At 35.9% G+C, this 26289-nt stretch carries 26 protein-coding genes; 4 read left to right on the forward strand and 22 right to left on the reverse strand.

Annotated elements, in window-relative coordinates:
- Positions 1-12 precede the first annotated feature (12 nt).
- Positions 13-669, forward strand: a complete 657-nt coding sequence (gene fsa, locus LZZ90_RS09030) for a fructose-6-phosphate aldolase (protein WP_237790366.1) — start codon at positions 13-15, stop codon at positions 667-669.
- An 83-nt stretch (positions 670-752) separates the two neighbouring features.
- On the opposite strand, the gene LZZ90_RS09035 is transcribed toward fsa, so the two are convergent.
- A complete protein-coding gene (locus LZZ90_RS09035) occupies positions 753-2156 on the reverse strand; it encodes a thioredoxin-like domain-containing protein (protein WP_237790367.1) in 1404 nt (467 codons plus the stop codon).
- 157 nt (positions 2157-2313) lie between these two features.
- Here LZZ90_RS09035 and LZZ90_RS09040 point away from each other — a divergent pair, with 157 nt between their 5' ends.
- The gene (locus LZZ90_RS09040) at positions 2314-3930 is read left to right on the forward strand and encodes an ABC-F family ATP-binding cassette domain-containing protein (protein WP_237790368.1); all 1617 of its coding nucleotides are present in this window, start codon (positions 2314-2316) and stop codon (positions 3928-3930) included.
- Positions 3931-4071: 141 nt separating this feature from the next.
- On the opposite strand, the gene LZZ90_RS09045 is transcribed toward LZZ90_RS09040, so the two are convergent.
- Positions 4072-5937: an ATP-dependent endonuclease gene (locus LZZ90_RS09045; RefSeq protein WP_237790369.1), complete on the reverse strand. Its 1866-nt coding sequence runs from the start codon at positions 5935-5937 to the stop codon at positions 4072-4074.
- A 268-nt stretch (positions 5938-6205) separates the two neighbouring features.
- Between LZZ90_RS09045 and LZZ90_RS09050 the strand changes: the two genes are divergently transcribed.
- Complete coding sequence (locus LZZ90_RS09050) at positions 6206-6733, forward strand: helix-turn-helix transcriptional regulator (RefSeq protein ID WP_237790370.1); 528 nt, start codon at positions 6206-6208, stop codon at positions 6731-6733.
- Between the two features lie 34 nt (positions 6734-6767).
- Here LZZ90_RS09050 and LZZ90_RS09055 read toward each other — a convergent pair whose 3' ends face one another.
- From LZZ90_RS09055 to LZZ90_RS09145, 19 genes are all read right to left on the reverse strand, one after another.
- Entirely contained in the window at positions 6768-7520 is a 753-nt protein-coding gene (locus tag LZZ90_RS09055; protein ID WP_237790371.1) for a GH25 family lysozyme, read from the reverse strand.
- Positions 7521-7627: 107 nt separating this feature from the next.
- Positions 7628-8710 carry a DUF6544 family protein gene (locus LZZ90_RS09060; protein WP_237790372.1) on the reverse strand — a complete coding sequence of 361 codons (1083 nt, stop codon included), beginning with the start codon at positions 8708-8710 and terminating at the stop codon, positions 7628-7630.
- Positions 8711-8719: 9 nt separating this feature from the next.
- On the reverse strand, positions 8720-9112 hold the full coding sequence (locus LZZ90_RS09065; RefSeq protein ID WP_237790373.1) for an OsmC family protein: 393 nt from the start codon (positions 9110-9112) through the stop codon (positions 8720-8722).
- A gap of 3 nt (positions 9113-9115) precedes the next feature.
- Positions 9116-10003: a pirin family protein gene (locus LZZ90_RS09070; protein ID WP_237790374.1), complete on the reverse strand. Its 888-nt coding sequence runs from the start codon at positions 10001-10003 to the stop codon at positions 9116-9118.
- A gap of 3 nt (positions 10004-10006) precedes the next feature.
- Positions 10007-10621: a hydrolase gene (locus LZZ90_RS09075; RefSeq protein ID WP_237790375.1), complete on the reverse strand. Its 615-nt coding sequence runs from the start codon at positions 10619-10621 to the stop codon at positions 10007-10009.
- A gap of 56 nt (positions 10622-10677) precedes the next feature.
- The gene (locus LZZ90_RS09080) at positions 10678-10980 is read right to left on the reverse strand and encodes a phosphoribosylpyrophosphate synthetase (protein WP_237790376.1); all 303 of its coding nucleotides are present in this window, start codon (positions 10978-10980) and stop codon (positions 10678-10680) included.
- 41 nt (positions 10981-11021) lie between these two features.
- Entirely contained in the window at positions 11022-11336 is a 315-nt protein-coding gene (locus LZZ90_RS09085; RefSeq protein WP_237790377.1) for a GNAT family N-acetyltransferase, read from the reverse strand.
- Positions 11337-11489: 153 nt separating this feature from the next.
- On the reverse strand, positions 11490-12368 hold the full coding sequence (locus LZZ90_RS09090) for a pirin family protein (RefSeq protein WP_237790378.1): 879 nt from the start codon (positions 12366-12368) through the stop codon (positions 11490-11492).
- Positions 12369-12479: 111 nt separating this feature from the next.
- Entirely contained in the window at positions 12480-13229 is a 750-nt protein-coding gene (locus tag LZZ90_RS09095; RefSeq protein ID WP_026981583.1) for an Asp/Glu racemase, read from the reverse strand.
- A 1-nt stretch (position 13230) separates the two neighbouring features.
- Positions 13231-13860: a class I SAM-dependent methyltransferase gene (locus LZZ90_RS09100; protein ID WP_237790379.1), complete on the reverse strand. Its 630-nt coding sequence runs from the start codon at positions 13858-13860 to the stop codon at positions 13231-13233.
- 8 nt (positions 13861-13868) lie between these two features.
- Positions 13869-14780 carry a fumarylacetoacetate hydrolase family protein gene (locus LZZ90_RS09105; protein ID WP_237790380.1) on the reverse strand — a complete coding sequence of 304 codons (912 nt, stop codon included), beginning with the start codon at positions 14778-14780 and terminating at the stop codon, positions 13869-13871.
- Positions 14780-15964, reverse strand: a complete 1185-nt coding sequence (locus LZZ90_RS09110; protein ID WP_237790381.1) for a retropepsin-like aspartic protease — start codon at positions 15962-15964, stop codon at positions 14780-14782. Before LZZ90_RS09110 ends, LZZ90_RS09105 begins: the two co-directional genes overlap by 1 nt.
- Before the next feature lies 1 nt (position 15965).
- On the reverse strand, positions 15966-17072 hold the full coding sequence (locus LZZ90_RS09115; protein ID WP_237790382.1) for a cupin domain-containing protein: 1107 nt from the start codon (positions 17070-17072) through the stop codon (positions 15966-15968).
- Position 17073: 1 nt separating this feature from the next.
- Complete coding sequence (locus LZZ90_RS09120; RefSeq protein WP_237790383.1) at positions 17074-18054, reverse strand: carbon-nitrogen hydrolase family protein; 981 nt, start codon at positions 18052-18054, stop codon at positions 17074-17076.
- Between the two features lie 4 nt (positions 18055-18058).
- Positions 18059-18484, reverse strand: a complete 426-nt coding sequence (locus LZZ90_RS09125) for a thioesterase family protein (RefSeq protein ID WP_237790384.1) — start codon at positions 18482-18484, stop codon at positions 18059-18061.
- A 17-nt stretch (positions 18485-18501) separates the two neighbouring features.
- Positions 18502-20091, reverse strand: coding sequence for an AMP-binding protein (locus LZZ90_RS09130; protein WP_237790385.1), 1590 nt, complete (start codon positions 20089-20091; stop codon positions 18502-18504).
- Positions 20092-20116: 25 nt separating this feature from the next.
- Positions 20117-22414 (reverse strand): FAD-dependent monooxygenase, encoded by a 2298-nt coding sequence (locus tag LZZ90_RS09135; RefSeq protein ID WP_237790386.1) that lies wholly within the window; start codon positions 22412-22414, stop codon positions 20117-20119.
- A 4-nt stretch (positions 22415-22418) separates the two neighbouring features.
- Positions 22419-22874, reverse strand: coding sequence for an SRPBCC domain-containing protein (locus LZZ90_RS09140; protein WP_237790387.1), 456 nt, complete (start codon positions 22872-22874; stop codon positions 22419-22421).
- Position 22875: 1 nt separating this feature from the next.
- Positions 22876-23481 (reverse strand): flavin reductase family protein, encoded by a 606-nt coding sequence (locus LZZ90_RS09145; RefSeq protein ID WP_237790388.1) that lies wholly within the window; start codon positions 23479-23481, stop codon positions 22876-22878.
- Between the two features lie 269 nt (positions 23482-23750).
- On the opposite strand from LZZ90_RS09145, the gene acs reads away from it, so the two are divergent.
- Positions 23751-25658 carry an acetate--CoA ligase gene (gene acs, locus LZZ90_RS09150; protein ID WP_237790389.1) on the forward strand — a complete coding sequence of 636 codons (1908 nt, stop codon included), beginning with the start codon at positions 23751-23753 and terminating at the stop codon, positions 25656-25658.
- Positions 25659-25685: 27 nt separating this feature from the next.
- Here acs and LZZ90_RS09155 read toward each other — a convergent pair whose 3' ends face one another.
- Positions 25686-26288 (reverse strand): 3'-5' exonuclease, encoded by a 603-nt coding sequence (locus tag LZZ90_RS09155; RefSeq protein WP_237790390.1) that lies wholly within the window; start codon positions 26286-26288, stop codon positions 25686-25688.
- Position 26289 lies beyond the last annotated feature (1 nt).

The raw sequence follows: 26289 nt of genomic DNA on the forward strand, positions 1-26289 counted from the left end.
ACTATCATTTATATGAAATTTTTTATTGACACTGCAAACTTAGAGCAAATCAAAGAAGCTCAGTCGCTAGGTATTTTAGACGGAGTTACCACAAACCCGTCGTTAATGGCAAAAGAAGGAATTACAGGAAAGAACAACATTTTAAAACACTATGTTGATATCTGTAATATTGTTGACGGAGACGTAAGCGCTGAAGTGAACGCTATGGATTTCGAAGGCATGATCAAAGAAGGTGAGGAGTTAGCAGATTTACACGAGCAAATCGTTGTTAAACTTCCAATGACTAGAGAAGGAATCAAGGCTTGTAAATATTTTTCAGACAGAGGAATCAAAACTAATGTAACTTTAGTTTTCTCAGCTGGACAGGCACTTTTAGCTGCTAAAGCCGGAGCTACTTATGTTTCTCCATTTTTAGGACGTTTGGACGATGTTTCAACAGACGGTTTAAACTTAATCGACGAAATCCGTCAGATTTATGACAACTATGCTTTTGAAACTCAAATTTTGGCTGCATCTGTTCGTCATACAATGCACGTGGTAAACTGTGCTAAAATTGGTGCCGATGTAATGACAGGGCCTTTATCATCCATCACAGGATTATTAAAACACCCTTTAACAGACATCGGAATTGCTCAATTCATTGCTGATTACGAAAAAGGAAATAAATAATATTTCTTAAGGATAAAACAAAAAAGGATTCAACTAAATTGAATCCTTTTTTTATACTGTAAATCGTGACTGTGACTGTAAACTTATTTCAAGTGCTCTTCAAAATTAGCATCAAATAAACTCACAAAAGCATTTTTGATGGTTCCATTACCATTTAAAAGAATTACACGGTGAATTTTGGTAATTACCCACTCGTCTTTTAATTTCTGCAGATCAGTAGCATGAAGTTCTACGGTATCTCTGAAATCATAACTTGCTAAAGTTTTAAGCCAATCTTCTTTAGAATCGTCCATATTAATGGCAATAAAATTCAAATCAGGATATTTGGCTTTTAAAGCGTGCGCTTTTTTATGTACGGCTTCCAAGTGTGATTTGGAGCTTTGAGTCCAGAAGAAAACAATTGTCTGTCCTTTAACCATGTGGTTGAAATCTACCTTTTCACCAAAAGTATTTACAAAACTTTCAGTTGGTAATTTGTTTCCGGGCTTAAGGTATTGAGCGGCACTTGAAATTTTTCTGATTTCATTATGACGACTCTTGTCTGTAGATAATTTAAAATAACGCTCTAAAAACTTTTTATTGTTTGCCATATTTTGATCTTCAAGAAGATACGTAAAGGCAATGTTGTTTAAAACCCCGTTTTTAACTTTGGAATTTTTAAAAAGCGTATCGGTAATATTAAGTTTTTTGATATTACAGCCTAAAGCATGTTTCTCGTAATCTTTCTCACTGTTACAATTACTGTACGCAATATTATTAAGCATTGCGGTCATGTAACGTACAAAAGGCATATAGGTAGTTAAATCTTCGTTATTATAATCAATTTCCTTACGGAAAGCGTAATAATTTGCAGGAAGTTTGTGTGATAAATCTTCTCCGGTTCTTCGTTTATGCGCCATCGGATAGATTTCTTTTTTTGCCAAATGATTTAAATCAATTGAAGCTTTGGCATATACATCGAATTTGTCGTCCCAACCGATTTCAGTTTTACGTCTTAAATAAAAAGCTTTTTTAACTTTTAGTGAGGAATCGATGCTTTTAGTGAAATCCTTATAACTTTCATCAAAAACTTCGTAATCTTTATCGGATTCGTTTTTCAGGAACATTTCGATCATGAAATTGTTTTTCTGGTCTCCACGTCCGCAAAAAACTAAAGAGTTATCAAATTCTTTTGTGTTTAAACGCAGCATTAAACTGTCGTTCTTGCCAAAATAAATATACTGATATTCGGGTTCATGTCTGAAAGTATACATCCCCGGAGCAAGAGAATCAAACTTTTTAAAGAAACGATTTTTATCATCAAGTAATATTGAGTCAACTACCTCATTATCTTTAAGTAATAATACATACCGGTTGTTTGGGTTGATAATTTCGCCACCAAAATAAGCTGTATAGTCACCATCTTTAAACTCCTTATTACAAGAGGTAAGTGTGCACAGGGCTATTGTGGAAATAGGAAGAAGTAGATTTTTGAAATAGGCAAACATTCAATATCAGTTAATTATCGAAACAAAAATAGCTTTGTAATACTTAACTTGTTGTTAATGTACAGTTAAAATAAGCATAAACACATTCTAAATAAAGCGCGTAAAACTCCGTTATTTTTTCTACTTTTGCAACACTTTTATTAAAAATAAGAAATCAATGTTAACAGTTTCAAATTTATCAGTACAATTTGGTAAGCGAATTTTGTTCGACGAAGTAAACGTAACTTTTACACAAGGTAACTGCTACGGTATTATTGGAGCAAATGGTGCTGGAAAATCAACGTTCTTAAAAATATTATCGGGAGATATCGATCCAACTTCGGGACGTGTAATTCTTGAGCCGGGAAAACGTATGTCGGTTTTAAACCAGAACCACAATATGTTTGACGATCATACCGTTTTGGAAACCGTATTAATGGGGAATAAGGTTTTGTTTGCCATTAAAAAGGAAATGGACGAATTGTATGCCGATTACGACGATAAAAACGCAGACCGAATCGGAGAATTGCAAATGCAGTTTGACGAAATGAACGGATGGAACGCAGAATCTGACGCCGGAGCCATGCTTTCCAACTTAGGAATCGGAGCAGAGCATCATTATACTTTGATGAGCGACATGGAAGGAAAGATGAAAGTACGTGTGTTATTGGCGCAGGCGCTTTTCGGAAACCCGGATGTACTTATCATGGATGAGCCTACCAATGATCTTGACTTTGAAACGATCGGTTGGTTAGAGAATTTCCTAGCGAATTATGACAATACGGTTTTAGTGGTTTCTCACGACCGTCACTTTTTGGATGCAGTTTGTACGCACGTTTCGGATATCGATTTCGGGAAAATCAACCATTATTCCGGGAACTATACGTTCTGGTATGAATCGTCTCAATTAGCGGCGAAACAAAGAGCACAACAGAATAAGAAAGCTGAAGAGAAAAAAGCTGAATTAGAAGAGTTTATCCGTCGTTTCTCGGCAAACGTTGCAAAATCAAAACAGGCAACTTCCCGTAAAAAGATGATCGATAAATTGAACTTAGACGAAATCAAACCGTCAAGCCGTCGTTATCCTGCAATTATTTTTGATCAGGAGAGAGAAGCGGGCGATCAGATTTTAAATGTTCAGGGATTGAGTTATACTTTGGAAGGAGAAACCTTGTTTAAAGACATCGATTTGAATATGGCCAAAGGTGATAAAGTTGTGGTTTTCTCAAAAGATTCCCGTGCAACTACCGCTTTTTATGAAATTTTGAACGACAATTTAAAAGCAGATAGCGGAACTTACGAATGGGGTATTACGACTAACCAATCTTACTTACCTGCAGACAACCACAGTTTCTTTGAAAACGATTTAACTTTGGTAGACTGGTTACGTCAGTGGGCGAAAACTGAACCGGAAAGAGACGAAGTTTACGTTCGCGGATTCTTAGGGAAAATGATTTTCTCAGGAGAAGAAGCTTTAAAAACAGGACGCGTTTTATCTGGAGGAGAAAAAGTACGTTGTATGTTATCAAGAATGATGATGTTAAGAGCCAACGTTTTAATGTTAGACGAGCCAACCAATCACTTAGATTTGGAATCGATTACAGCCTTCAACAACTCCTTGAAAAACTTTAAAGGTTCTGTATTGTTCACCACCCATGACCACGAGTTTGCACAAACCGTTGCCAACAGAGTAGTGGAGATCACGCCAAAGGGAGTTATCGACCGTTATATGACTTTCGATGATTATTTGGATGATCCGAAGATTAAAGAATTGAGAACGAAGATGTATTCTTAATATTAAAAATCCCGCTGTTTGGCGGGATTTTTTTAACACTTTTAATGAGATTACGAAGCATAAAAATTTAAATTTATCACTGAAAGTACTAAGCTCTGCTTTTAACTTCAGATCGCTTGACGTAAACCTTGTTGTGTTTCGTTAATATTCTGCACTATAGATTTTTTCAAGTATTAGTTTATGATTATCGTATAAAACGTTATGAGTTGTTATCTGATCAATATAATTGAGGAAAAGTTTGTTGCAAAAATCCTCATCAGATAAACTCACTCCTCCAGGAACGACGGAAACTGAACATGCATTTTCTAACTGCGTTATGTACTCACGAATTGTATGCTTATTCATTATGTACTTTAAAGTAGCTCTATTCTGTGTTGCATCAAGAATAACATCACTTATCATCGTAGAAGCTAATTCTTGTCTATTATTTTTTTGTGAATTGAATTGTTGTTGAAATTTTTGATATCTGGCGGAAGTAACATTTTGTACTTCAGTTAAAATTAAATCTAGAATTATATTTGACTGACTTTCGATGGTTGCTACGTTTTGAGAAGTTACATAAGCTAAGTACTCGTAAAGTTTTGTTAAATCACTAAATAACGTTGATTCGATACAATAACCGTCGTGGCAAAATGCATCAGAAGTTGGGCCAAGTTTCTGTTTTATTGAAATATTTAACTGGGTGCTATTAGTAAGAGAAGTGAAATCTTTATCCGTTACGACTATATATTTTTTGTCATTAAATAATTGACTAAGTGTTCTTTTGTTATGCTCGATTTTTGTACTTAAATTATCTTTTCCTCTCACTTGAAAATAAAAACATGGTTTTAAATTTTGAGAGTTTGTAATTATGTTATGTTCAATGAATTTTTCTAACAATTTTTCAATGTAATATTTGTCATCAGTTCCTTCAACAAATATTATGTTTTCTGAGCTATTTAATTTTTCCAATGTCAGAATTGGACTTCCGAAATCTTTTTTAATCAAATCTGCATTTGTAAGTGGATTTAAAACTTTTGATGTTTTCGCATCTTGATTCAAATAAAATAATTCTCCATCTGAAATTTGACTTACAAAACCATCGTTATGAGTAATGATAAATGATTGATTGTCTGACATAGATTGAAGATTTGTCATTAATCTTTTCTGTAATGCTAAATGAATATGACTATCAGGTTCATCAATCAAAAGAATGTTTAGTTTAGATTCTAGATAATCAACGGTTGCGAAAATCTCTGTTACTTGTATTAAACCGCTTCCTTGTAGATGAAGATCTAGAGAATGGCCTCTATTTTGAACTTGTAAGTTTATGTATTCATCTCTGTCTTTCCTGTCTTTATTAGTTATTTTAAATTTTACTTCACCTCCAAGTACGTTAGATACTTGAGTTTCGAGATTTATCAAATTGTTATGTAACAATATTTTATTTCTTAATACTTCTTGAGATTTTCCTCTGGTTATTTTTTTTCGAACTTGACCTTCGTTCATGAAAGGTTCTTGTGACAATACTTGAGCAATTGGGTTTGTTTGGTACAAAAATATTGCGTCATCAAGCTTAACGTGTTTTGTTTTTAAATGAGCTGCAAAACGAATAAATTGCTGATTATTGTTTTTTAATACCCTTAGATATGCGTTAGATATTGATTGTGGCCTGTTAATCTTGAATTGAAGATCGAAAGATACATCATTTCCTGATGTGTCTTGATCTTTTATCATTAATCCAATTATTGCTTCGTTGGGAGCTGATCTAAACAAGTCCGTATCCTTAGATAGTCGTAAAAAATTTAAATCTTTGTAAGCAAGATATAAATTATTCCCTTGATAGAAATCTGTTCTGTTGGGCCTAATGTATAGTTGATAACACCGATACCAAATCTGTAAAGCTTCAAATATTGTTGTTTTTCCTTGATTATTTTCCCCAATAATTACATTGAATTTCTCATTTGGATAAATAGTTAGTTCTTGGATGCACTTAAAGTTTTTGATTGAAATTTTTGATATATACATTCAGTTTGATTTTAATCACACATAATTTGTAGACATCTATTAAAACACATATCTACTTCCCAAATATAATAAATTTCCTTCAAGACAAACCCTAAACTTATTGACACCTAACCAAAAAATTATTAAAAAACCCGTAATCAAATTTTGATATATAAATAAAAGATCACAACTTTGTAATCAAAATTTCCTATAAAAAATAAAGATCACAGTTTTGTAATTATATTTGTCATTCAAAAAAAATGATCACAAAAGATTAAATCAATAAGCCATGCTAAAACCAAACAATTTCAGACAAACCTTAGGCATAACCCAAGAAGAAGCCGCCATATTATTAAAAACCACCAAAAGCCAAATCGCAATGTTTGAACTCGGTTTACGGGAATTGCCAACTGCAAAAATGCTGAAACTCGTAACGCTGTACAATCATGTAAAAAACAAACAGCAGGATAAAAGCACGGTTATAGATTTAAAAGCTGAAACTGCTAAAAGTATTCTGGTAGTGGAGCAGGAGCTTAAGGAAAACGAGCTAAAACTTCTATTACTGAACAGAGAGCTGGAAAGTTATAAGGCAAAATACCAAAAATATTCATCCACATTAGAGTTGGTGGCTTATCTGGAAAATGAGCATCCAGAGAAAGAACAAACCTCCCCAGATTTTACAGGAATATTACGCCGCAAAGCGATAAAAGGAATGGAGAAAAACGGTCTGTCGGTTCAATTAAAATGCGAGCTTGCCCTAAAAGCTGCACAACACTATCATAAGGAATTAAAGAAGGAGTTAGAGCGTTACAAATAACATCAGAGCTTAGATTTGATTGTTTCTTAAGTACTTACTCTTTTTGAAGAAATTTCAGAAAAGCAACATCACTACCATTAAAAACATCATAATCGTTACTGTAATTATCCAGATTATAATTTGGATTTTTTTGCCAGATAACCCATCCTTTTGTTTTCCATACGGAAGGAATATCAGGTTGGTTTCCATTGTTATAATCGGCTATCCAAAGCGTATAATTGGCAAAAGCAGCGCTGTTTATTTGAGAATTACCAATGTTAGTGTCTGTATATAGTATTGGTCTTCTTCCCGTTTTTTGCTCTAGTATTTTTAAAAAGGTCAGTAGATTTTTTTGAATGCTGGCTTTGTTGCAACTTTTATCAATACTGTTTTCCTCGAAATCTACAATGGGCGGAAAACCTGTTTCGTCTAATTTACCAATAGTCGATAGAAAATAGTTCGCCTGCTGGGTAGGATCGTCTGCACAATGATAAAAATGATAGGCTCCGCGAACAAAACCATTCTCGTCAATCATGTCCCAATTGGTTTTAAAATCGGGATCTGTGTAGGTGAGGCCTTCAGTTGCTTTGCAGATTACAAAAGTTAATCGGGTACCTTTTGCGTTTAAGTACTCAATTTCATCTCCCTGATAATGTGAAAGGTCAATTCCGTAAATTAAGCTGTCTGCAACTGGATGTTCGTTTTGTTTTGAATTTTTAAAATTGAAATTATTTTCTTTAATCAGGAATGTAAAAATTGAAAACGAACTAATTAAAGTTAAACTTATTAAACGAATAGGTGTTGTCATGGAATTATTTTGAATTTCTTATTTTATCAAAGTGTAAGATTTTTTGTAAAAATAAAAAAATCATCATAAATAGATTTTGCAGCAAACTGTATTTATTAACAAAGTAACTAATCAAGATTGTAATGGATTTTCTTTAAATGAAATTTTCCATAAGTAAATTTCCCATCGGGATAACGCCACACCGCTTCACCGGAACTCATTAATCTGAATCCGTTATTATTTTTATACGATAGGACTGGAGTAGAAAACGGATATTTTTTTCCATCTGCAACAGCGGTTCGGTCGTTGGAAATGAAGTTTGCCAATTGTCCTTTATCATTGAAATAAAGTTTTGCTGTTACCTTAATCTTATTATTTATAAAAATAGCCTTAACTGATTTGTTATCAATTAATTCCCATTTAATTATTTTATCGATTAAAGTAGCGGGAGCCAGCAAACACATATCGTTAAAAAGCGTAACGGTTTCTGTTTGATTCATCACTGAACCCGATTGGGAAACAATTGGAAAAATCCCGAAAAGCTTGATATTCATAGCTGCCTTTGCATCGGAATATTTATGATATCCGGGAACAGTAATTCCAAACATTTTGGCTTTCATAAAAAACAATCTTGTTGGTTTTTCAAAAAAATTGTATTGTTCGGAACGGAAGGAAAAATAATCTTTCCCTTTGTCACGCATTTCGCCCTCAAAAACAACTTTCATGCTTTTAATTTTAGGCTTGTTTACCACTCCACAATATCTAAGGTATTTTTGAACGGGGAGTGGAAGTGGCTTTAAATCAGCTTCTGTTAGTAGTTCAGGAGTAAAATTTTTGGAACTTTTCAGGTTTGCTTTTACATCGTTTATATATTCATTTTCAAAGCGATAACTTCCGTAACTTAAAATAACAGCAATTAAAATAGTAAAGTTGATCAGCGCTCCATACTTAGCATCTTTCCAACTTTTGAAAATGAGAAATTGAGAAAGTAGCAACGCAATGATTGCAGTTAACAGCCAAACATTATTTGACAGGAATAAAAGAAATCCCGAACTTATAAAGAGCAATGCAGAAAGTAACCAAAGTAGACCAATGGGTTTGGATATTTCAAACTTTAATTGCGTGATGTTTCCAAAATGAAAAGCCTTGGCAAACCCTATCAAATGGATTAATCCATGAAGAAATAGGAGTAATACCAATAAGACTTTCATAATTTGGATTTATAGTAAAACGGTTTCCACTTCGGTAGGATTCATAAGCACTTTATGAACCGGGCAGCTGTCGGCAATTTTTAATAGTCGTTCGCGTTGAGCATCGTCTAAATTTCCAATCAATTCAATTTCTCTTGTAAAAAATGATTTTGAAGTTTCCTTGTCCCAGTCAAAAGTAACATCAATGTTTACATCGGTTAAATCCCAGCCTTTATGGTTTGCGTACATTTTCAAAGTGATGGAAGTGCACGCGCCTAAAGAAGCTGCAAGCAATTCTTTCGGATTCAGTCCCAAATCCTGACCTCCTAATTCAAGAGGTTCATCAATAATCAAGGTTTTTTTTGAACCCTGAACATCAACTTTATAATTCTGTCTTCCTATATGAGCGCTAATCTTTTCCATAGCTTATTTAAAGTTTTTTAAAGCAGGAGGAAGCGGTACAAATTCCGTTTCTCCGGGAACTTTTGGAAAGGTTTGGTTTTCCCAGTCTGCTTTGGCTTGTTCAATACGTTCTTTTCTAGAGGAAACGAAATTCCAGAAAATAAAGCGTTCTTCCGGAAAAGGTTCGCCACCAAAAATATAAACCGTAGTGTTTTCAGCCATTTCGAATTCACAAAGTTTACTGTCTTTGGCAATCAGAATTTGCTTCGGCTCAAAAGTATTGGTTCCGTCGGTGATGCTTCCTTCTAAAATGTATAAAGCACTTTCGCCAAATAAATCGTCCCCAATTTTTACCTTTTGTCTTTGTTTTGATTTAATCTCTAAAAAATACAACGGACTGTAAACCGGAACCGGAGATTTTCTGCCAAACGCTTCGCCGGCAATTAGTTTTATCGAAACACCGTCTTGTTGCCAATGAGGTAAATCGTCTTTTTCAACATGAGTGAAAGTAGGTTCCATTTCTTCCAATTCCTTCGGAAGCGCTACCCAAATTTGTAATCCGTGTAAAAATTTATCTGAAGTTCGTAAATATTCCGGTGTTCGTTCCGAATGCACAATTCCTTTTCCGGCGGTCATCCAATTTACGGCTCCGGGTTGGATTTCTATTTCTGTTCCTAAACTGTCACGGTGCATAATGCTTCCTTCAAACAAATAGGTTAGGGTGGAAAGCCCAATGTGTGGATGTGGCGGAACGTCTAAATTCTGATAATCTTTTAAACAAGCGGGCCCCATGTGGTCAATAAAAGCAAAGGGGCCAACGGTTCTTTTTTCACGAAAAGGAAGCAATCGTCCGACCATAAAATTACCGATGTCGGCGGAACGTTCTTCTATAATTAATTGTACGTTTGACATAGTTTAGTGTATTTTTCCATCTTTAAATAAAACCTGAAAAAAGCCCGGTACCGTTTCTTCACGATTCCAATCACGTTGTAATTCACAAAGCAATTGATTTACGGAAATGAGTTGGCTTCCGGCTTGTTCCATTCTTCGTAAAGCAATTTCATGAGCTGCCGATGAAGTTCCTCCAACAGCATCTACCACAGGGAAAACTTCAAAACCTTCTTTTAAGGCATCTAAAGCTGGGAAGGTTAAACAGGCTTCTGTCCAGAGCGCGGCCATGATTAGTTTTTTTCTTCCGGTGGCTTTAACAGCCTCAAGAAACTCTTTGTCTTCCCAAGCGTTAATACTTGTTCGGTCGTAGGAAGCATCGTCTTTTAAAACTTCTTTCAAAGGAGTAATTGTGTCTTGATTCCTTCCCGTTTGAACATTTACCGTTGATAGAACCACGGGAATGTTATAAATCTTTGCCGTTTTAGCCAAACGGACAATTTGTTCCACTAAAAGCGTCTGATCCATTGATTTAATGGAAGAAACCTGAACCGGCTGATAGTCAATAATAATAAGCGCTGAATTCTCAGGGCTTAACAAATGATCTGCTTTGGGGTCGCGAATAGATGTTGTACTGCTCATGTTATGAAATTTTCAAGATTGTAATCGGATAAAGCCTTTAACTGAATATTTTGATGCTATGAGAATTTTAATTTGTTCAGCATTTCATCGGTAATTACATCAGTATAAATCCCGTAAGCGTTAATCATAATACCTTTCAGTTTATATTTTTCTGAAGAAATTGCATATAAAATGGAGGAATCGTCGGGCGTGGAATCATCTTCAAAACGAAAAGCTTTATCGATTTCAAATTCGTTGTGAAAGATTTTATACTGATTTCCTCTGCATTCCAAACAGTTTTCTTTCAGGTTAAAATTTTCTACGTAACCTTGTTCTTTTAAGCCGTTTATCGCTTCGATTAAATTGTCGTAATTCTCCATATGGTTTTGTATTGATTATAATAGCCTTTTAAAGTTACGACTTATTCCTCAAATCCTTTAAAATCAGGATCAACAATTCGTTTCCATTCCGGATGTCTTTTGATGTAAGCAAACACCAAAGGACAAAGCGGAACAAGTTTGTAATTGTTTTGTTCGATATAATCCAACGTTTTCTCAATTACTGCTGTTGCTGCGCCTTTTCCTTCTAATTCCGGCTCAACTTCTGTATGAATTAAAGTGATTTTACCTGGACGTTCTTTATAGTCAATAAACGCTTTATAGCCATCAACAATAATTTCAAAACGATGGGTTTCTTCGTTTTTATTTAGTGGAATGTTTTCGAATTCTGGTTTCATATTTTTATGATTAAAGATTATTATTTAACCATATAAGTCATATAAGTGTTGTCATACTGAAACTTATATAACTTATATGTTTATTTAGAATTTAGAAATCCTCATAACTGACCTTATATGGTTAAATAAAATCAGAATTTAGAATTTCACGCTTTAGTCTTCAAGATGACCAAATTTTCCATTGTTAAAATCTTCAATTGCCTGAATAATTTCTTCTCTGGTATTCATTACAAATGGTCCGTGAGGGAAAATTGGTTCATTGATCGGTTCACCACTCAAAACTAAAACGATTGTATCTTCAAGAGCTTCAATGGTGAAATTTTCTCCTTCATTTTCAAATAATACAAAATGATCGGTTGAAACATTTTCTTTGTCATTCACTTTGATACTTCCTTCAATAACCAATAAAGCAGTATTGTAACTTGCCGGAAATGAAAACTCTGCTTTTCCTCCTTTATTAAGTTTGGCGTTTTGCATATTAACCGGTGTGAAAGTGAAAGCGGGACCTTTTACATCTTTATAATTTCCTGCGATAACTTCGATAAAACCTGCATTATCAGGAAGTTCATAGCGCCCCATTTCATCATTGGAAATAGCCTGATATTTTGGTTGGCTCATTTTATCTTTTGCCGGAAGATTTACCCAAAGCTGAACCATTTGAAACTCACCGCCGGTTTTACTGAATTCTTCTTCATGGTATTCTTTATGCAAAACACCGGAAGCTGCGGTCATCCATTGTACATCTCCCTGACCAATAATTCCACCGCCACCAGCACTGTCGTGATGCGCTACTTTTCCTTTGTATGCAATGGTTACGGTTTCAAAACCTCTGTGCGGATGCACTCCAACACCTTTAGGAATTTCAGAAGGAGGGAAGTTGTATTTTGAATTATAATCCAGCATGATAAAAGGACTCATACGTTCCATATCCAAACGATAACCACTTGGGATGAAATTATGTACTCTAAAGCCGTCGCCTACGAAATGTGGCGCTCTTGGTTCGGCTACTAATTCGATATTTTTTGTTGCCATTGTGTTATTTTTTTAAATTGATACACAAAGTTACGTCATCAAAAGAAGGAAAACACTTAATTTAGATTAAGAAGTACAAACAAAAAAGGAGCTTTTAACAGCTCCCTTCGTTTAATATTTTCCGCTTAATAATTCACCGCCTATTGGTGCTTTGGCTTCAATGCCTAATTTTTTCATCATTTCATAAGTAGTACAAACCGCTGCAGAAGTCACCGGAATACCAACTTCTTTCTGAATTAAATCGATGGCTTCCAAAGATGGCATTTGTACGCAGGCAGAAGCTACCAAAACATCAACACCGGTTAAATCCAATCGTTTGTATATCTCAAGTAAATTCATTGGGTCTTGAGCTGCGACTTCCAAGTTATCAGGAATTTCCAAAGCAATGGAATCAACTACTTCAAATCCCTGATGTTCAATATAATCAACAACTAAATCAGTTAACGGGCGCATATACGGTGTAATGACAGCAACTTTTTTCGCTCCCAAAACTTTCAATCCGTTGATTAATGCTCCGGCAGAAGTTACAATAGGAGTAGGGAAGTCATTTTTAATGGTTTCCTGATGTAAGTTCACTTCAGAAACGCAATGATAACCGCGTCCCATGCTCATGATAGCTACCAAACAAGCATAACCCATAACGTCTACGTGCGCATCGGATAATTCTGTGGCGCATTTCAAGCTCATGGCATCCATAGCTTCCAATTCTTCTTTGGTTACCTTTTTCATTCTCATACGGCTGGAATGGAAGGTAAAACGCTCCGGTAAAATAGTTTCACGCGAACGGAAAACAGCCGGAATTTCGGTTTCCATAGTTACGTTAGAAGAAGGGACAATCTGGCCAATTCTGTATTTTTTCATTTTATTTTTTTGCAATTAATATTAAATCTGTTGTGTCTGATCCGTCTTGTTCGGGAAATTTTTTTCGCTCCAAAGCTATTATTTTAAAACCGCTTTTAATTAAGGCTTTGTATAAATAATCCTCCTGATGGTAATGCATGAAAATTTCATCGCCTGTACTTCCTTTTTTGAATCCCGATTTGCTGTAATCGTCTTCCATGGTGCTTAAATACAAAACACCTTCCGGGTTAAGACAAACTGCCGCGTCTTTTATCAGTTGGATTGCTTCTTCTTTGGAGAGATATGGCAATCCGAAGCCGCACATGATTCCGTCAAAAAGCCTGTTCAATTTTAAGAAATCCCGACAGTCCAGCAATTGAAAATCAGCGGAAGGATTATTCTTTTGCGCCAATTCAATCATGTTGGGTGCCAAATCAGTACCTAAAATCTGAAAATCAGCGCGTTTCTGTAAAAGATATTTTGTGATGTTTCCCGGACCGCAAGCCAGCTCTAAAACAGTAGCATTTTTTTTGTCTATTGTGTCGCAAAACAAGTCAAAAGTATCATTGTACAAATCAAAATCCATGAAACGATCTTGGTATAGATTTGCATTTTTATTAAAAACTTCGACTGCCTTTTGCGTTTTGTCCACCTTGAGAATTATTTAATTTCTTTTACGGTATTTGTAATAGTTCCGATGCCTTCTACAGTAGCTTCAACAACGTCACCGTCCCACATCCATTCCTGAGGGTTTCTTCCTGCACCAACTCCAGCCGGCGTTCCTGTTGCAATAATGTCTCCGGATTCTAATGTGAAAACAGTACTTAAATCTTCAATTAAATCGTTGATGTTGAACAAAAGGAATTTTGTGTTTGAATTTTGTTTTTCAACACCGTTCAATTTTAAAGACAAGTTTAAATTGTGAGGATTTTCGATTTCATCCGCAGTCACTAAAACTGGTCCCATTGGTGCAAACGTATCTTGTCCTTTAGAAACGATCCATTGACCTTCACGACGACAATCACGAGCCGAAATATCATTAATAACCGTATAACCGAAAACGTGGTTTAACGCTTCGTCTTTTGGTATGTATTTTCCGCCTTTACCTATAACAACCGCTAATTCCACTTCCCAGTCCAATTGTTGCGTTAATTTAGGATTTAGCAAAATATTCGTGTTTGTAGCTGTAACCGACGTTGGTGGTTTGGAGAAAATGATTGGTTTTTGAGGCAATTTTCCCGTTGTATCCAAAGTTCTTGCGCTTTCCGCAACGTGTTCTGTATAATTTAAACCGATTCCGATGATGTTTTTTCTTGGTTTCGGAATAGGAGCAAGGAAAGTCACATTCGACAAAGGATACGAACAATTACTTAATTCTTCTGAAGTTAAACTGTTGATGATTCCCTGAATGCGTGTTACTTCTATTAATCCCATATCAATTAAATCCAACATGGTTTTAGGAAGGGACTCTTTTTTGATTTGTGCCACATCTTCTAAATCAATCATGTGGTTATCTTGTACAACACCCAATCTTGGTGCTGTGTGGTTTATTTGATACGTTGCTAATTTCATTAATTCTCTATTTTAATAAGGACGGTTTTATTTTCTTTTGTTTTTATTTCCATTTCATAGGAAGGATTTTCTTTTCTGAAGTTTTTCAACTTTAATATATCACAAAGATCAAGTTCGCTTAGCGTGTAATTCCCCATGCGCACAATCTCATCACCATAATTCAATTGATTCCGGTAGGAGGAACTCCAGACAAAACCAACCGATAATTTGTTGTTCATGAAAGTTGCTGCATAAACGGGTACTTTTTCAGAAAGTGTAATGTTAGGGTTAGATTCAAAATAAAATTTTTTGTTTTTGAAATCTAAGGTTATGTCTCCGTGTTTTAACAAATCAAAGCCGATTCTTGAATTGTTGTCTTCAGTAGTTGTAGTTATAACGTTTGAAAAAACAGTTTCATTTACTTTAAAATAATTTGTCTGAAGCAGGAATTGTTCTTTTTCAGTTGATGCTCCAAACAATCCGACACTGCCGCTTCCGGAAGAACTGGACAATTCTTTAAAGAACTTTTCTTTAGCAATTAGTTTGTAAACTCGTTTTGAGATTTCATAAAAACCGTCCATTCCGGTGTCAATCATCAAATGTTCGGAACCTTTATTACCTGAATCGTTTAAAAAACTTATCGGAATATAGGGCGATTGTTGCTCTCCAATCAATGATAATTTTGAAGCAGGTGTTTTTATATTTAGGTTCTTAATTTTATCGGTAACCCATATTTTACGTTCTTTTAAACTGATTTTTAAGATGGAATTTTTAAAAAAATTGCTTCCGATCAAGCCGTCAATCTTATAACATTTTAATAACGGATGATTGTCCAAATCAGAAATCAAGACAACGTTATCCTGAAAATCCAGCGTTCCTAATTTTATTGACTCCAAAGCGCCCATTTCTAAAGTGCTTTTATTGTTATTGGCATCTGTAGTTACTATGCTTGTTTTGTTTTGAAGATTAATATCATCTGCCACTCGTTTGGAAATCAGATTCGGAGCACCAGTATCTAACATAAAATAATAAACTTTATTGTTAATAGTAACTGGTATCTTTATTTTCTCATTTACCAATTCGAAATCGATTACCTCATAGTAATTGGACTGCGCTATTTTACCACTGTTTATTTTTAACTTTTGACCGTAACCAATAACAGTGAGCAAGCAAAGCACAACCAAAAAGTGAAGTCTGGCTTTCATTTTAAACAGTTTGATTCCCATTATTCTCCGTATACACGCGTTCCTGATACAGCCCTAATCCTTCAATCACAGGCAAATCATTGAAAGAGAACAGACAAGCATCTTCGGTATCGGAAGCATTATGATGCTCGTGCCAAGCCCAAGACGGTACACAGAAAATATCTCTTTCTTTCCAGTCAAATCGTTTTCCGTCAATAATTGAATATCCGCTTCCTTTTGCGCATTGATACACAAACGATCCTGTATGTTTATGTGCTTTCCCTTTAAAACCAGCTGGTAATAGTTGCATGGAAGCACCCATAGTCTGCATTACATGACCACCCGTTAAAGGGTTGGAATACTGCATGATAATCCCATCAAAAGGAGAACCTTCATTTACTTTTGCAGCTTCTAATAAGGCCGGATATACTTGCTTCCATGAATATTTGAATAATGGGGAATAGGGTTTATCCCATACTTTATCAGCCGGAATGATTCCAGCACCACCATAGGATGACGGTAAATAATTAACAGGTGCCTGTAAAGGTTGTTTTCCGTCAAAAACCGCATAATCATTGGCTTCTAAAGCATTTACTAGCGGAATATCCAAACCATCCTGCCAAACACAGGTTTTTCCGTCTTGGGCAACACCATGCTCATGCCATGCAGAATTTGGTGTGATTACGAAATCGTTTACTTCAAAAGTTACCTTGTTTCCGTCTACAACCGTATAACCGCCTTCACCTTCCATAATAAAACGTAGAGCAGAAGCCTTGTGACGGTGTGCTGATGTACTTTCTCCCGGACGAGTAACTTGAATTCCTGTATATAACCAGCCCACAGCCGCTGAAACATCTTTACGTTTATCGTTTACTAAATAAACTACACGACGTCCAGCTTGTTCAGGTGTAACCAATTCGGATGATTTTAAAACCAGTTCGCGTAAATCTTCATATTTCCAAAGCATTGGAATAGAAGAAGTTCTCGGTTCCCAAGGCTCGATATCGTTGGCAACCGTCCATAAAGCACCGGCTCCTAAACCTTCTAATTCTTTGTAATAGGCTTCAAGTTCCGGTGTGTCTTGTACTCGTGCGCGACCAATTACGTCATCGCTATATTTTTCTTCCATATTATTTCTTATTGAATTCTTCGTGATTGTCAATAAAAGTGATTTTTCGTGTTGGCGCTACATTCACACGCAAATCGAAAATATCAAAACGGTTATAATGCCCTAAAATGTCGTGCATTTGTTTGGGCTGGATACATTTAGCTAAATCAATATCGGCATAAACAATTCCTTCCTCATCAATTAACGGTTCTCCAATTACTGCTCCGTTTGGTCCGATAAATCCAGAAAAGGCAGAGTTTTTACGGGTTAGTAATTCTTCAATATTCGGAACATCGTTTTTTAAAGCGTCCATAATTTCTTTTGAAATTGTTGAACAGGAAACTATCGTAAACAACTTACCTTCAAAGGAATGTGCTGCTGCACGGATTTTGATTGCTTCCGCCATATTGTAATCGGGTGGGGCAACCGGTAAGGAAATATAATTCGCAATATGAATCAATTCGCCTTGAGATAATAGGGTGAAACGAGCTAAAGTATTCGTGTTTTCACCACAAGCTAAAGTTCCGATCGGGCCAATTTCCGTATCATAAACTTTTAATGAAGAACCATCACCGGATGTCCAGGTTAGTTTTTCAGCCCAAGTTGGCACCAATTTACGGTGTCTTCCGATTAGTTTTCCTTTGTTATCGATGATTAAATTTGTGTTGTAAATTTCGCCGTAACTGTTGCCACGTTCATTAACTCCAATCACAATGTGTATATCATTGTCTTTCGCTGCTTGATATAAACGAAGCATATCTTCATCTTCAGTAGTTACCGAACACTTGTATAATTCTTCGTACCATTTGCTGCCTTGAACCGGCGTCATAACCCAGTTCCAATAAGGATATCCAGCAACAAATACTTCAGGGAAAGCAATGAGTTTTGCTCCGTTAGAAGCAGCTTCCTGAACAAATGAAATTGCTTTGTCGATTGTTTTTTCAACGTTTAAAAATACCGGTGAAGTTTGAACAGTAGCGGCTTTGAATTTTTTGAATTCCATAATTTTATTGTGGTAAAAGGAAATAACTTATTTTTTCTCGCATCTCATCGTTGAATGATTCTGCGGAGATTGTTTTTCTGTCTTCGGCAATTTTCACGTTAACAAGCGTAACTTCGCCTTCCAATATGATTTCACCCTGTTGATTTTTAAACATAAAGCCACAAAGTAGGGAAGAGCTTCTCAGTTCTTTAACCCATAATTCTTTGATAATAACTTCACCTAAACGTGCAGCTTTTTTAAATTGTACTTTTAAATCTACGGTTGGAATTCCGTTTGTTTCGTGCATTTTGGAAAAAGGTCGATGTAATGCTTCTTCAAACCAGTCTTCCACCAATCCGTTAAGCATTTCCAAGAATCTCGGATAGAACACGATTCCTGCAAAGTCTATATGTTGAAAACGAATTTTTTCTGTTTTAATAAAATACTTCATATCTGTAAAATTAAGTATTATTTCAATTTAAATCTCTGAATTTTACCCGTTTCAGTTTTCGGCAAAACATCAATAAAATTAATAACTCTTGGATATTTATATGGAGCAGCTACTTCCTTGAACCACTGCTGAATAGATTTGGCTAATTCATCCGTTGCTTTATGTTTTTCTTTTAGAACAATATGGGCACAAACCAACATACCACGCTCTTCATCCGGTAAGCCCACAACAGCACATTCCTGAATTTCTTCGTGTGTTAATAAAACGCTTTCCACTTCAATTGCTGCAATGTTGTATCCTGAGGAAATAATCATATCATCACCGCGCGCCACAAACCAAAAAAAGCCATCTTCATCCTGACGGAAAATATCTCCGGTCAAATTCCAGCCGTTTTCAACATATTCGCGCTGTTTTTCTTCTCTGTTTAAGTATTTGCAACCTGTTATTCCTCTTACGGCTAATCTTCCAGGTTTATTTATTGAAGCTTCATTACCTTGATTATCGATAATTTTCGCATCATATCCAGTAATGGCAACACCTGTAGAGCCGGGTTTCATGTTGGACTCATTAGAGGAAATAAAAATATGAAGCATTTCCGTTGCGCCAATTCCGTCTATGATTTTCAAACCTGTTGCATGATACCAGTCTTCCCAAACTTTTAAAGGCAAAGTTTCCCCGGCTGAAACACATTTGCGCAAACTTGAAATATCGAATTCATTTACTTTAGAAGTTAATACCCGCCAAGCAGTTGGTGCAGTAAAACAAGTAGTAATTTTGTAATCCTGAATTGCTTGCAGTAATAAATCCGGAGTTGGTTTTTCTATTAAAAATGTAGATGCTCCAAAATATATTGGAAATAATACTAATCCACCCAATCCAAAAGTAAAACCTAAAGGAGGACTTCCTGTAAATACATCATCTTTAGTAGGTTGTAAAGAATATTGAGGAAAAGCTTCGCAAATATTGAGTACGTCTTTATGATAATGTGCCGTCATCTTTGGCAACCCCGTTGTTCCGGAAGTAAAACCAATTAAAGCAATACTGTCTGATTTAGAATGATAGTTTGAAAAAGTTTTAGGTTTGTTTTGCATCAAATCTTCAAGTTCCGAAGCATTGTAATAGCATGTTCTTTTCAAAAACGATGATTTAACCAATTCCATTTCTTCGGATAAAGAACTGTCACACAGCACATGTGAAATCTCGGCACAATCAATAATAGTGGTAAGCTCTTTGGAACGTAACAATGGCATCGTTGCAACAACAATTCCGCCGGCTTTTAAAATTGCAAACCAACAAGCTACCATCATCGGATTATTTGCCGAACGGATTAAAACACGATTACCTGATTTTAGGCCTAAATCTTCAATTAAAATATGGGCAATCTGATTCGCTTTTTCATACAAGTCATTATAAGTCCAGCACTCTTCAAATGTCTGGATGCAAACTGCATCTCCATGGCCATTCTGAATATGAAAATCCAACAGACGTTCCACGCAGTTTAGCATTTCCGGTCGGATAAATTGTGGCAAGTCCAAAAAAGCGTAATCCGGTTGTAAGTCCAGAGACGGTAAACTATTGTGAGCGAAATTATCTTCGTAATGTTTCATTTTTGTTAAGTTGAAATCTTCTAAACTATACTTTTTTATGACTTTCAGGCTTTAACGCCTTTTTCATGCCTTCAACCATTTTGCGTTCCGAAGCTTTAAGTGGATACAAATGTGTAGTGCCTGCCATATATTGCTGTGGAATATCCGTAGGTCTGAAATTTTCATAAGCCTGAGCATTTCGAACAAAATAAGGATCTAAAAGCAATGGTCTTCCCAAGGAAACCAAATCGGCGCGACCGTTTAATAAAATCGTATTGATTTGATCGATATCCTGAATGTAACCTGCTGTTATTGTTGGAATATGAACTGTATTACGCACCATATCAGAGAAAGGCGTTTGCCACATTCTGCCAACTTGCGGTTTCTGATTTGCTACGGTATTTCCTGTAGAAACACTTATGATATCAGCTCCGGCTGTTTTAAAAGCTTCCGAAATTTTAATAATGTCTTCTTCCGAAATTCCATTTTCTACCCAATCGCAAGCGGAAATTCTAACGGACATTGGCTTGTTTTGTGGGAATGCTTTACGCATCTCTGTGAAAACACGAATAGGGAATTTTAAACGGTTTTCAATACTTCCGCCAAATTCATCGGTTCTGATATTGGTTAAGGGCGATAAGAAGGAAGCTAATAAAAACCCGTGATGCGCCTGCAATTCAATCATGTCAAAACCAGCTGCATCTGCATTTTTAGTAGCCTGAACAAATTCCGAAACAATCTGATCCATATCTTCCAAAGTCATTTCTTTTGGAATAGCTAGTTTTTCATTGAATGGAATAGGAGAGGCTGAAAGCAATTGCCAAGGATGTTCAATAGGTTCCGAAGCGCCTTCCCAAGGTTTTTTGATAGCGCCTTTTCTTCCGGAATGTCCAAGCTGAATTCCAATTTTCGTTTGAGTATTTTTATGAATAAAATCGATAATTCGTTTCCAGCCAATTACTTGTTCCTGTGAATATAAACCTGCACAACTTGGAGTGATTCTTCCGGTTTCTGATACGGCAGTCATTTCTGCAATAATTAATCCTAAACCACCAATTGCACGGCTGGTATAATGTTGAAAATGCCAATCGTTTACCACACCGTTTTCTGCCGAATATTGCCCCATCGGAGACATTACAATTCGGTTTTGCAAAGTCATTTCCCTTAATTTATAAGGTGTGAAAGCTGCCGGAGTTTTGGCTTCAATCCCAATTTTAGCATTGAATTCAGATAATACTTTTTCAGGATAGGAAGCATCGCGAATCGCTAAATTTTCAAACGTAACTTTTTTAGAGCGAGTCATTACTCCAAAGGCAAATTGCTGAAAATCATGTTTAACGTGTCTATCCATGTGCTCAAACCAATCTAAGGAAACATTTGCTGCGTGCTGAATCATTTCCACGCGGTTTCTTCTTGCTTTTTCGTAGTGTTCAAAAGCAGTTGAAACATTATTTTGATTGGTAACCACAGCATCCGACAATGCTATTGCACATTCCATTGCCAATTTAGTCCCGGAACCGATCGAAAAATGAGCCGTAGCTTTTGCATCGCCTAATAAAACAATGTTGTCTTTAGACCATTTTTCATTGGTAACATGCGGAAACTGGCGCCAATGTGATTTATTGGTAATTAACGGATGACCGTCTAATTCGTCCTTAAAGATTTCGGATATTTTTTGAACTGTGGAAGCTTCATCTTCAACTTTAAAACCTGCGTTCTCCCATGTTTGGTTGGAACATTCAAAAATCCAGGTACTCATTCCTGCTTCGTATTGATAGGTATGGGCTACAAAAGTTCCAAATTCTGTAGTTCTGAAAAAATAAGTAAAAGCATCCAATGGTTTAGTAGAACCCAACCACACGAAACGGTTTTTCTGTAGTTTGACATTAGTTCCGAAATCTGAGGCAAATTGTGATCGGATTGCGCTTCCAATGCCATCAGCAGCCACAATGATGTCGCTGTCTTTAAATTGCGAGAGATCGTCGATATTTTGTTCAAAATGAAGATTTACACCTTCTTCGGCACATCGTTGTTGTAAAAGCTGAAGCAAAGTTTTACGGGAACATCCACAAAATCCATTACCGGAAACGCTTACTCTTTCACCGTTACGGGCTACTACAATATCATCCCAATAAGCAAATTTGCTCCGGATTAATTCATAAGATTCTGTGTCGCGGGTAAGGAATTCCCCTAAAGTTTCATCGGAAAATACAACTCCGAAACCGAAGCTGTCATCGGCTTTATTTCGCTCGTAAACATCAATCTGACAGTTAGGAATTGCTTTTTTTGTTAATATCGAAAAGTAGAGACCGCCGGGGCCGCCACCAATTACAGTAATTTTCATATAGTTATTTGTTCATAAAATCAAAGGAACCTTTTCTGAGGTTGATTCCGAATTCTAAATAAGCTTTCAAACAGGCCAAAAAGTTAGACCAGCCAAAGGAGTTGCCCGATAGCCATTTTAAACCGGCTTCGTTGTTGTCCATTTCTTTTTCGGATATAGAAACTAAAGTAGAACCATTAAGGCTTTCCGACAATGTAATTTCAACCAATAACTCTTTTCCTGAATTTTCCCAGTAGTATGAAATGAATTTGTCTTTTTCAATCTTTCCAACACGTACCGGACATTCAAAATCGAACTCAGGGAATTTCCAAATCAGATTTTTACCTTCTTCCATCATTCCCGTGCTTTGTGAAATGAAATAATTTGTCATTTTCTCAGGATTGACAATAGCTTCAAACACCTCATTCATAGGTTTTTGAATTTGCATCGCAACATTTATTTCTAATTTTTGAGGTGCCATATTATGTTCTTTTAATGGAAAAAATCTCTCCTAACTTGGAATAGTTTGAACCTGCCAAGCGTGCAACAGGCTTATAAGTTTCAAGATTGATACGAGCATTTTCCATAAGGATTGAATCGTCGATGTGCATCGCTAAAATTTTACCAATGATAACTGCAGCACCTCCATTTTTATGATCTTCCAAGAAATAATGATGTACCATTTCGCACTCAAAATGCACCAAGCTTTCTTTTACTCTTTTTGGTTTGACATGAATTGAAGTAATAGGAGTGAGGCCTGCAAGTTCAAATTCGTCTACATCAGGAGCGACTTGTTGTGAAGTAGTGTTCATTTTTTCAACAACTTCTTCCGTAACAAGATTTACTACAAATTGTTTGTTTAACAATACATTATTTAAAGTGTCTTTGTTTTTATCTCCAGTTCTTACCGTTGAAAACATAACATGGGGAGGATCTTCACCTACAGCATTAAAAAAGGAAAAAGGTGCAAGATTATTGACTCCGTTCTCATCGACTGTTGAAACCCATCCAATAGGTCTTGGAATTACGGTCCCGGTTAATAGTTTATATAAGGTGGAAGCATCCGTATTTTGAGTATCGAATTGCATTGGTTTGGTTGTTTGTCACAAATTAAACAAATAATTTAGAAATAATCAGCATTATCAGTATTTTTAAGATATAAGAACAGATTTGTTATTTTTTAGTTAATTTCAGAATAAAAAACCATGAAATGAAGTAACTCTGTAAATAAAAAAGGCATAATAAACAATGAAGAGTGTTTCAAGAAGCATTTAATCGTAAAAAACTAAAATCAATCATAAATAAATATGTTATTAGATTCCATAATTCTTTAAATTTACCTTGTAAAAAATACCACATGAGCTATTATAAAATAAACAACTTAGAACAATACTTTAAACATTACAATAAATCCATTCGTGAACCTCGAAAATTCTGGGGAAAAATAGCCGAAGAGAATTTTATTTGGTATCAAGGTTGGGACAAAGTGGTCGATTTCAATATGGGTGAGGCCGATGTAAAATGGTTTACAAACGCAAAGGTCAATATCACTAAAAACTGCATCGACAGACATTTGGCAAAACGCGGCGATAAAACGGCGATCATTTTTGAACCCAACAATCCCGATGAAGCTGCTTTACATATTTCTTATAATGAATTGTATGCCAGGGTAGCAAAAATGGCCAATGTACTTCGTGAACAGGGAATAAAAAAAGGCGATCGAATCTGTATTTATTTGCCGATGATTCCTGAATTGGCAATTTCAGTTTTAGCCTGCGCAAGAATCGGAGCAATACACTCGGTAGTTTTTGCAGGATTTTCGGAGTCTGCGGTTGCTTCCCGTATTAATGATTCCAGCTGTAAAATGGTCATTACTTCCGATGGAGCTTATCGAGGTAGCAAATCCATTGATTTAAAAGGAATTATAGATGAGGCCTTAACCAAATGCCCAACTGTTGAAAAAGTATTGGTCGTTAAAAGAACAAATACGGCAGTTACTATGAAAGAAGGGCGTGACCAATGGATTCAACCGCTTTTAGATGCTGCTATTCCTAACAATGTTGCGGAAATTATGGATGCAGAAGATCCGTTATTTATTCTTTACACATCGGGTTCAACAGGAAAGCCAAAAGGAATGCTGCATACAACAGCCGGTTACATGGTGCAAACTGCTTATACCTTTAAAAACATTTTCAATTACGAAGAGAATGATATTTTCTGGTGTACTGCAGACATCGGTTGGATTACAGGCCATTCTTATATTCTTTACGGACCGCTTCTAAATGGAGCAACAACCGTTATATTTGAAGGAGTTCCAACCTATCCTGATTTCGGACGATTTTGGGAAGTTATTGATAAACACAAGGTTACACAATTTTATACCGCACCGACCGCAATCCGTTCACTTGCAAAAGAAAGCACGGATTGGGTTTCAAAATATGATTTATCGTCATTAAAAGTCATTGGTTCTGTTGGAGAACCGATCAATGAGGAAGCTTGGCATTGGTACAATGATCAAGTCGGAAAGAAAAAATGTCCTATTGTAGATACATGGTGGCAAACCGAAACGGGAAGCATCATGATTTCGCCTGTACCGTTCGTTACTCCTACAAAACCTACTTATGCAACTTTGCCATTGCCGGGAATCCAACCGGTTTTAATGGATGAATTGCGTAATGAAATTGAAGGGAATCAAGTAGTTGGCAGTTTGTGTATTAAATTCCCTTGGCCTTCTATGGCACGAACGATTTGGGGTGATCATGAGCGATATAAAGAAACCTATTTTTCTGCCTTTCCAGGTAAATATTTCACGGGTGATGGTGCTTTACGTGATGAAGTTGGGTACTACAGAATTACCGGAAGGGTAGATGATGTAGTGATTGTTTCCGGCCACAATTTAGGAACTGCACCAATTGAAGATGCAATCAATGAACATCCTGCAGTTGCAGAATCTGCGATTGTTGGATTTCCTCACGATATCAAAGGAAATGCGCTTTATGGTTTTATCATTTTAAAAGAAACAGGAGAATATCGTGACAGGGACAATCTGATAAAAGAAATTAATGAGCATATCTCCAGTCATATTGGTCCAATTGCTAAATTAGACAAGATTCAGTTTGTTGATGGATTGCCCAAAACCCGATCAGGAAAAATTATGCGTAGAATTTTAAGGAAGATTGCAGAAGGTGATTTCTCAAATTTCGGAGATACAACAACCTTACTAAACCCTGAAATTGTAGATGAAATAAAAGACAATAGAGTATAAAAGAAAAGCCCTGTCAAAAGGGCTTTTTTATTTCATTTTTAGTTTTCGTTTCAATTTTAAAAACAATAAAGCGGATGAGAAAGCGTCTCCTGAGGCTGTACTTCGGCTGTTCTTTTTGATTTTATAGAGATCACACAATTCGTCTAAAGTATGGTGTTGGTCTTCGGAAAGGTTTTTTAATCTCTGATGCATTACATTAATATCGAGAACATCGTTTTTAAGCTTACCTAAATTCATTTTCTTAAGCGCCTGATTAATCATCTCAATATCTAGGTTAGTACTATGACCAATTAAGGTAGCGTTTTTGATAAACTTAAGAAATTCCGGAAAAGCTTCATGTTCTGAAACGGCATCAGGTTTAACTTTTAACAATTTTTCAACTGCTTCATTTGGATTGGTTTCTTTGTTGTTCTGAATAAAAACTTCAAAAAAATCTCCAACTGCAACTGCATCATTAATTACGGCAATACATCCTATGGATAAAAGCTGGTCTTCTTTCCAGTCCTGACCTGTTTTTTCACAATCAAATACTACATAACGAATTGGAGCACTTGAATCTTCTTTATCGAAATGTGCTAAATATTCTTTCCAGAATCCCGGATCGCCTTTACCTGTTAACCACTCTAACATA

This window comes from Flavobacterium sp. SM15 (assembly GCF_022012335.1).
GTDB lineage: Bacteria > Bacteroidota > Bacteroidia > Flavobacteriales > Flavobacteriaceae > Flavobacterium.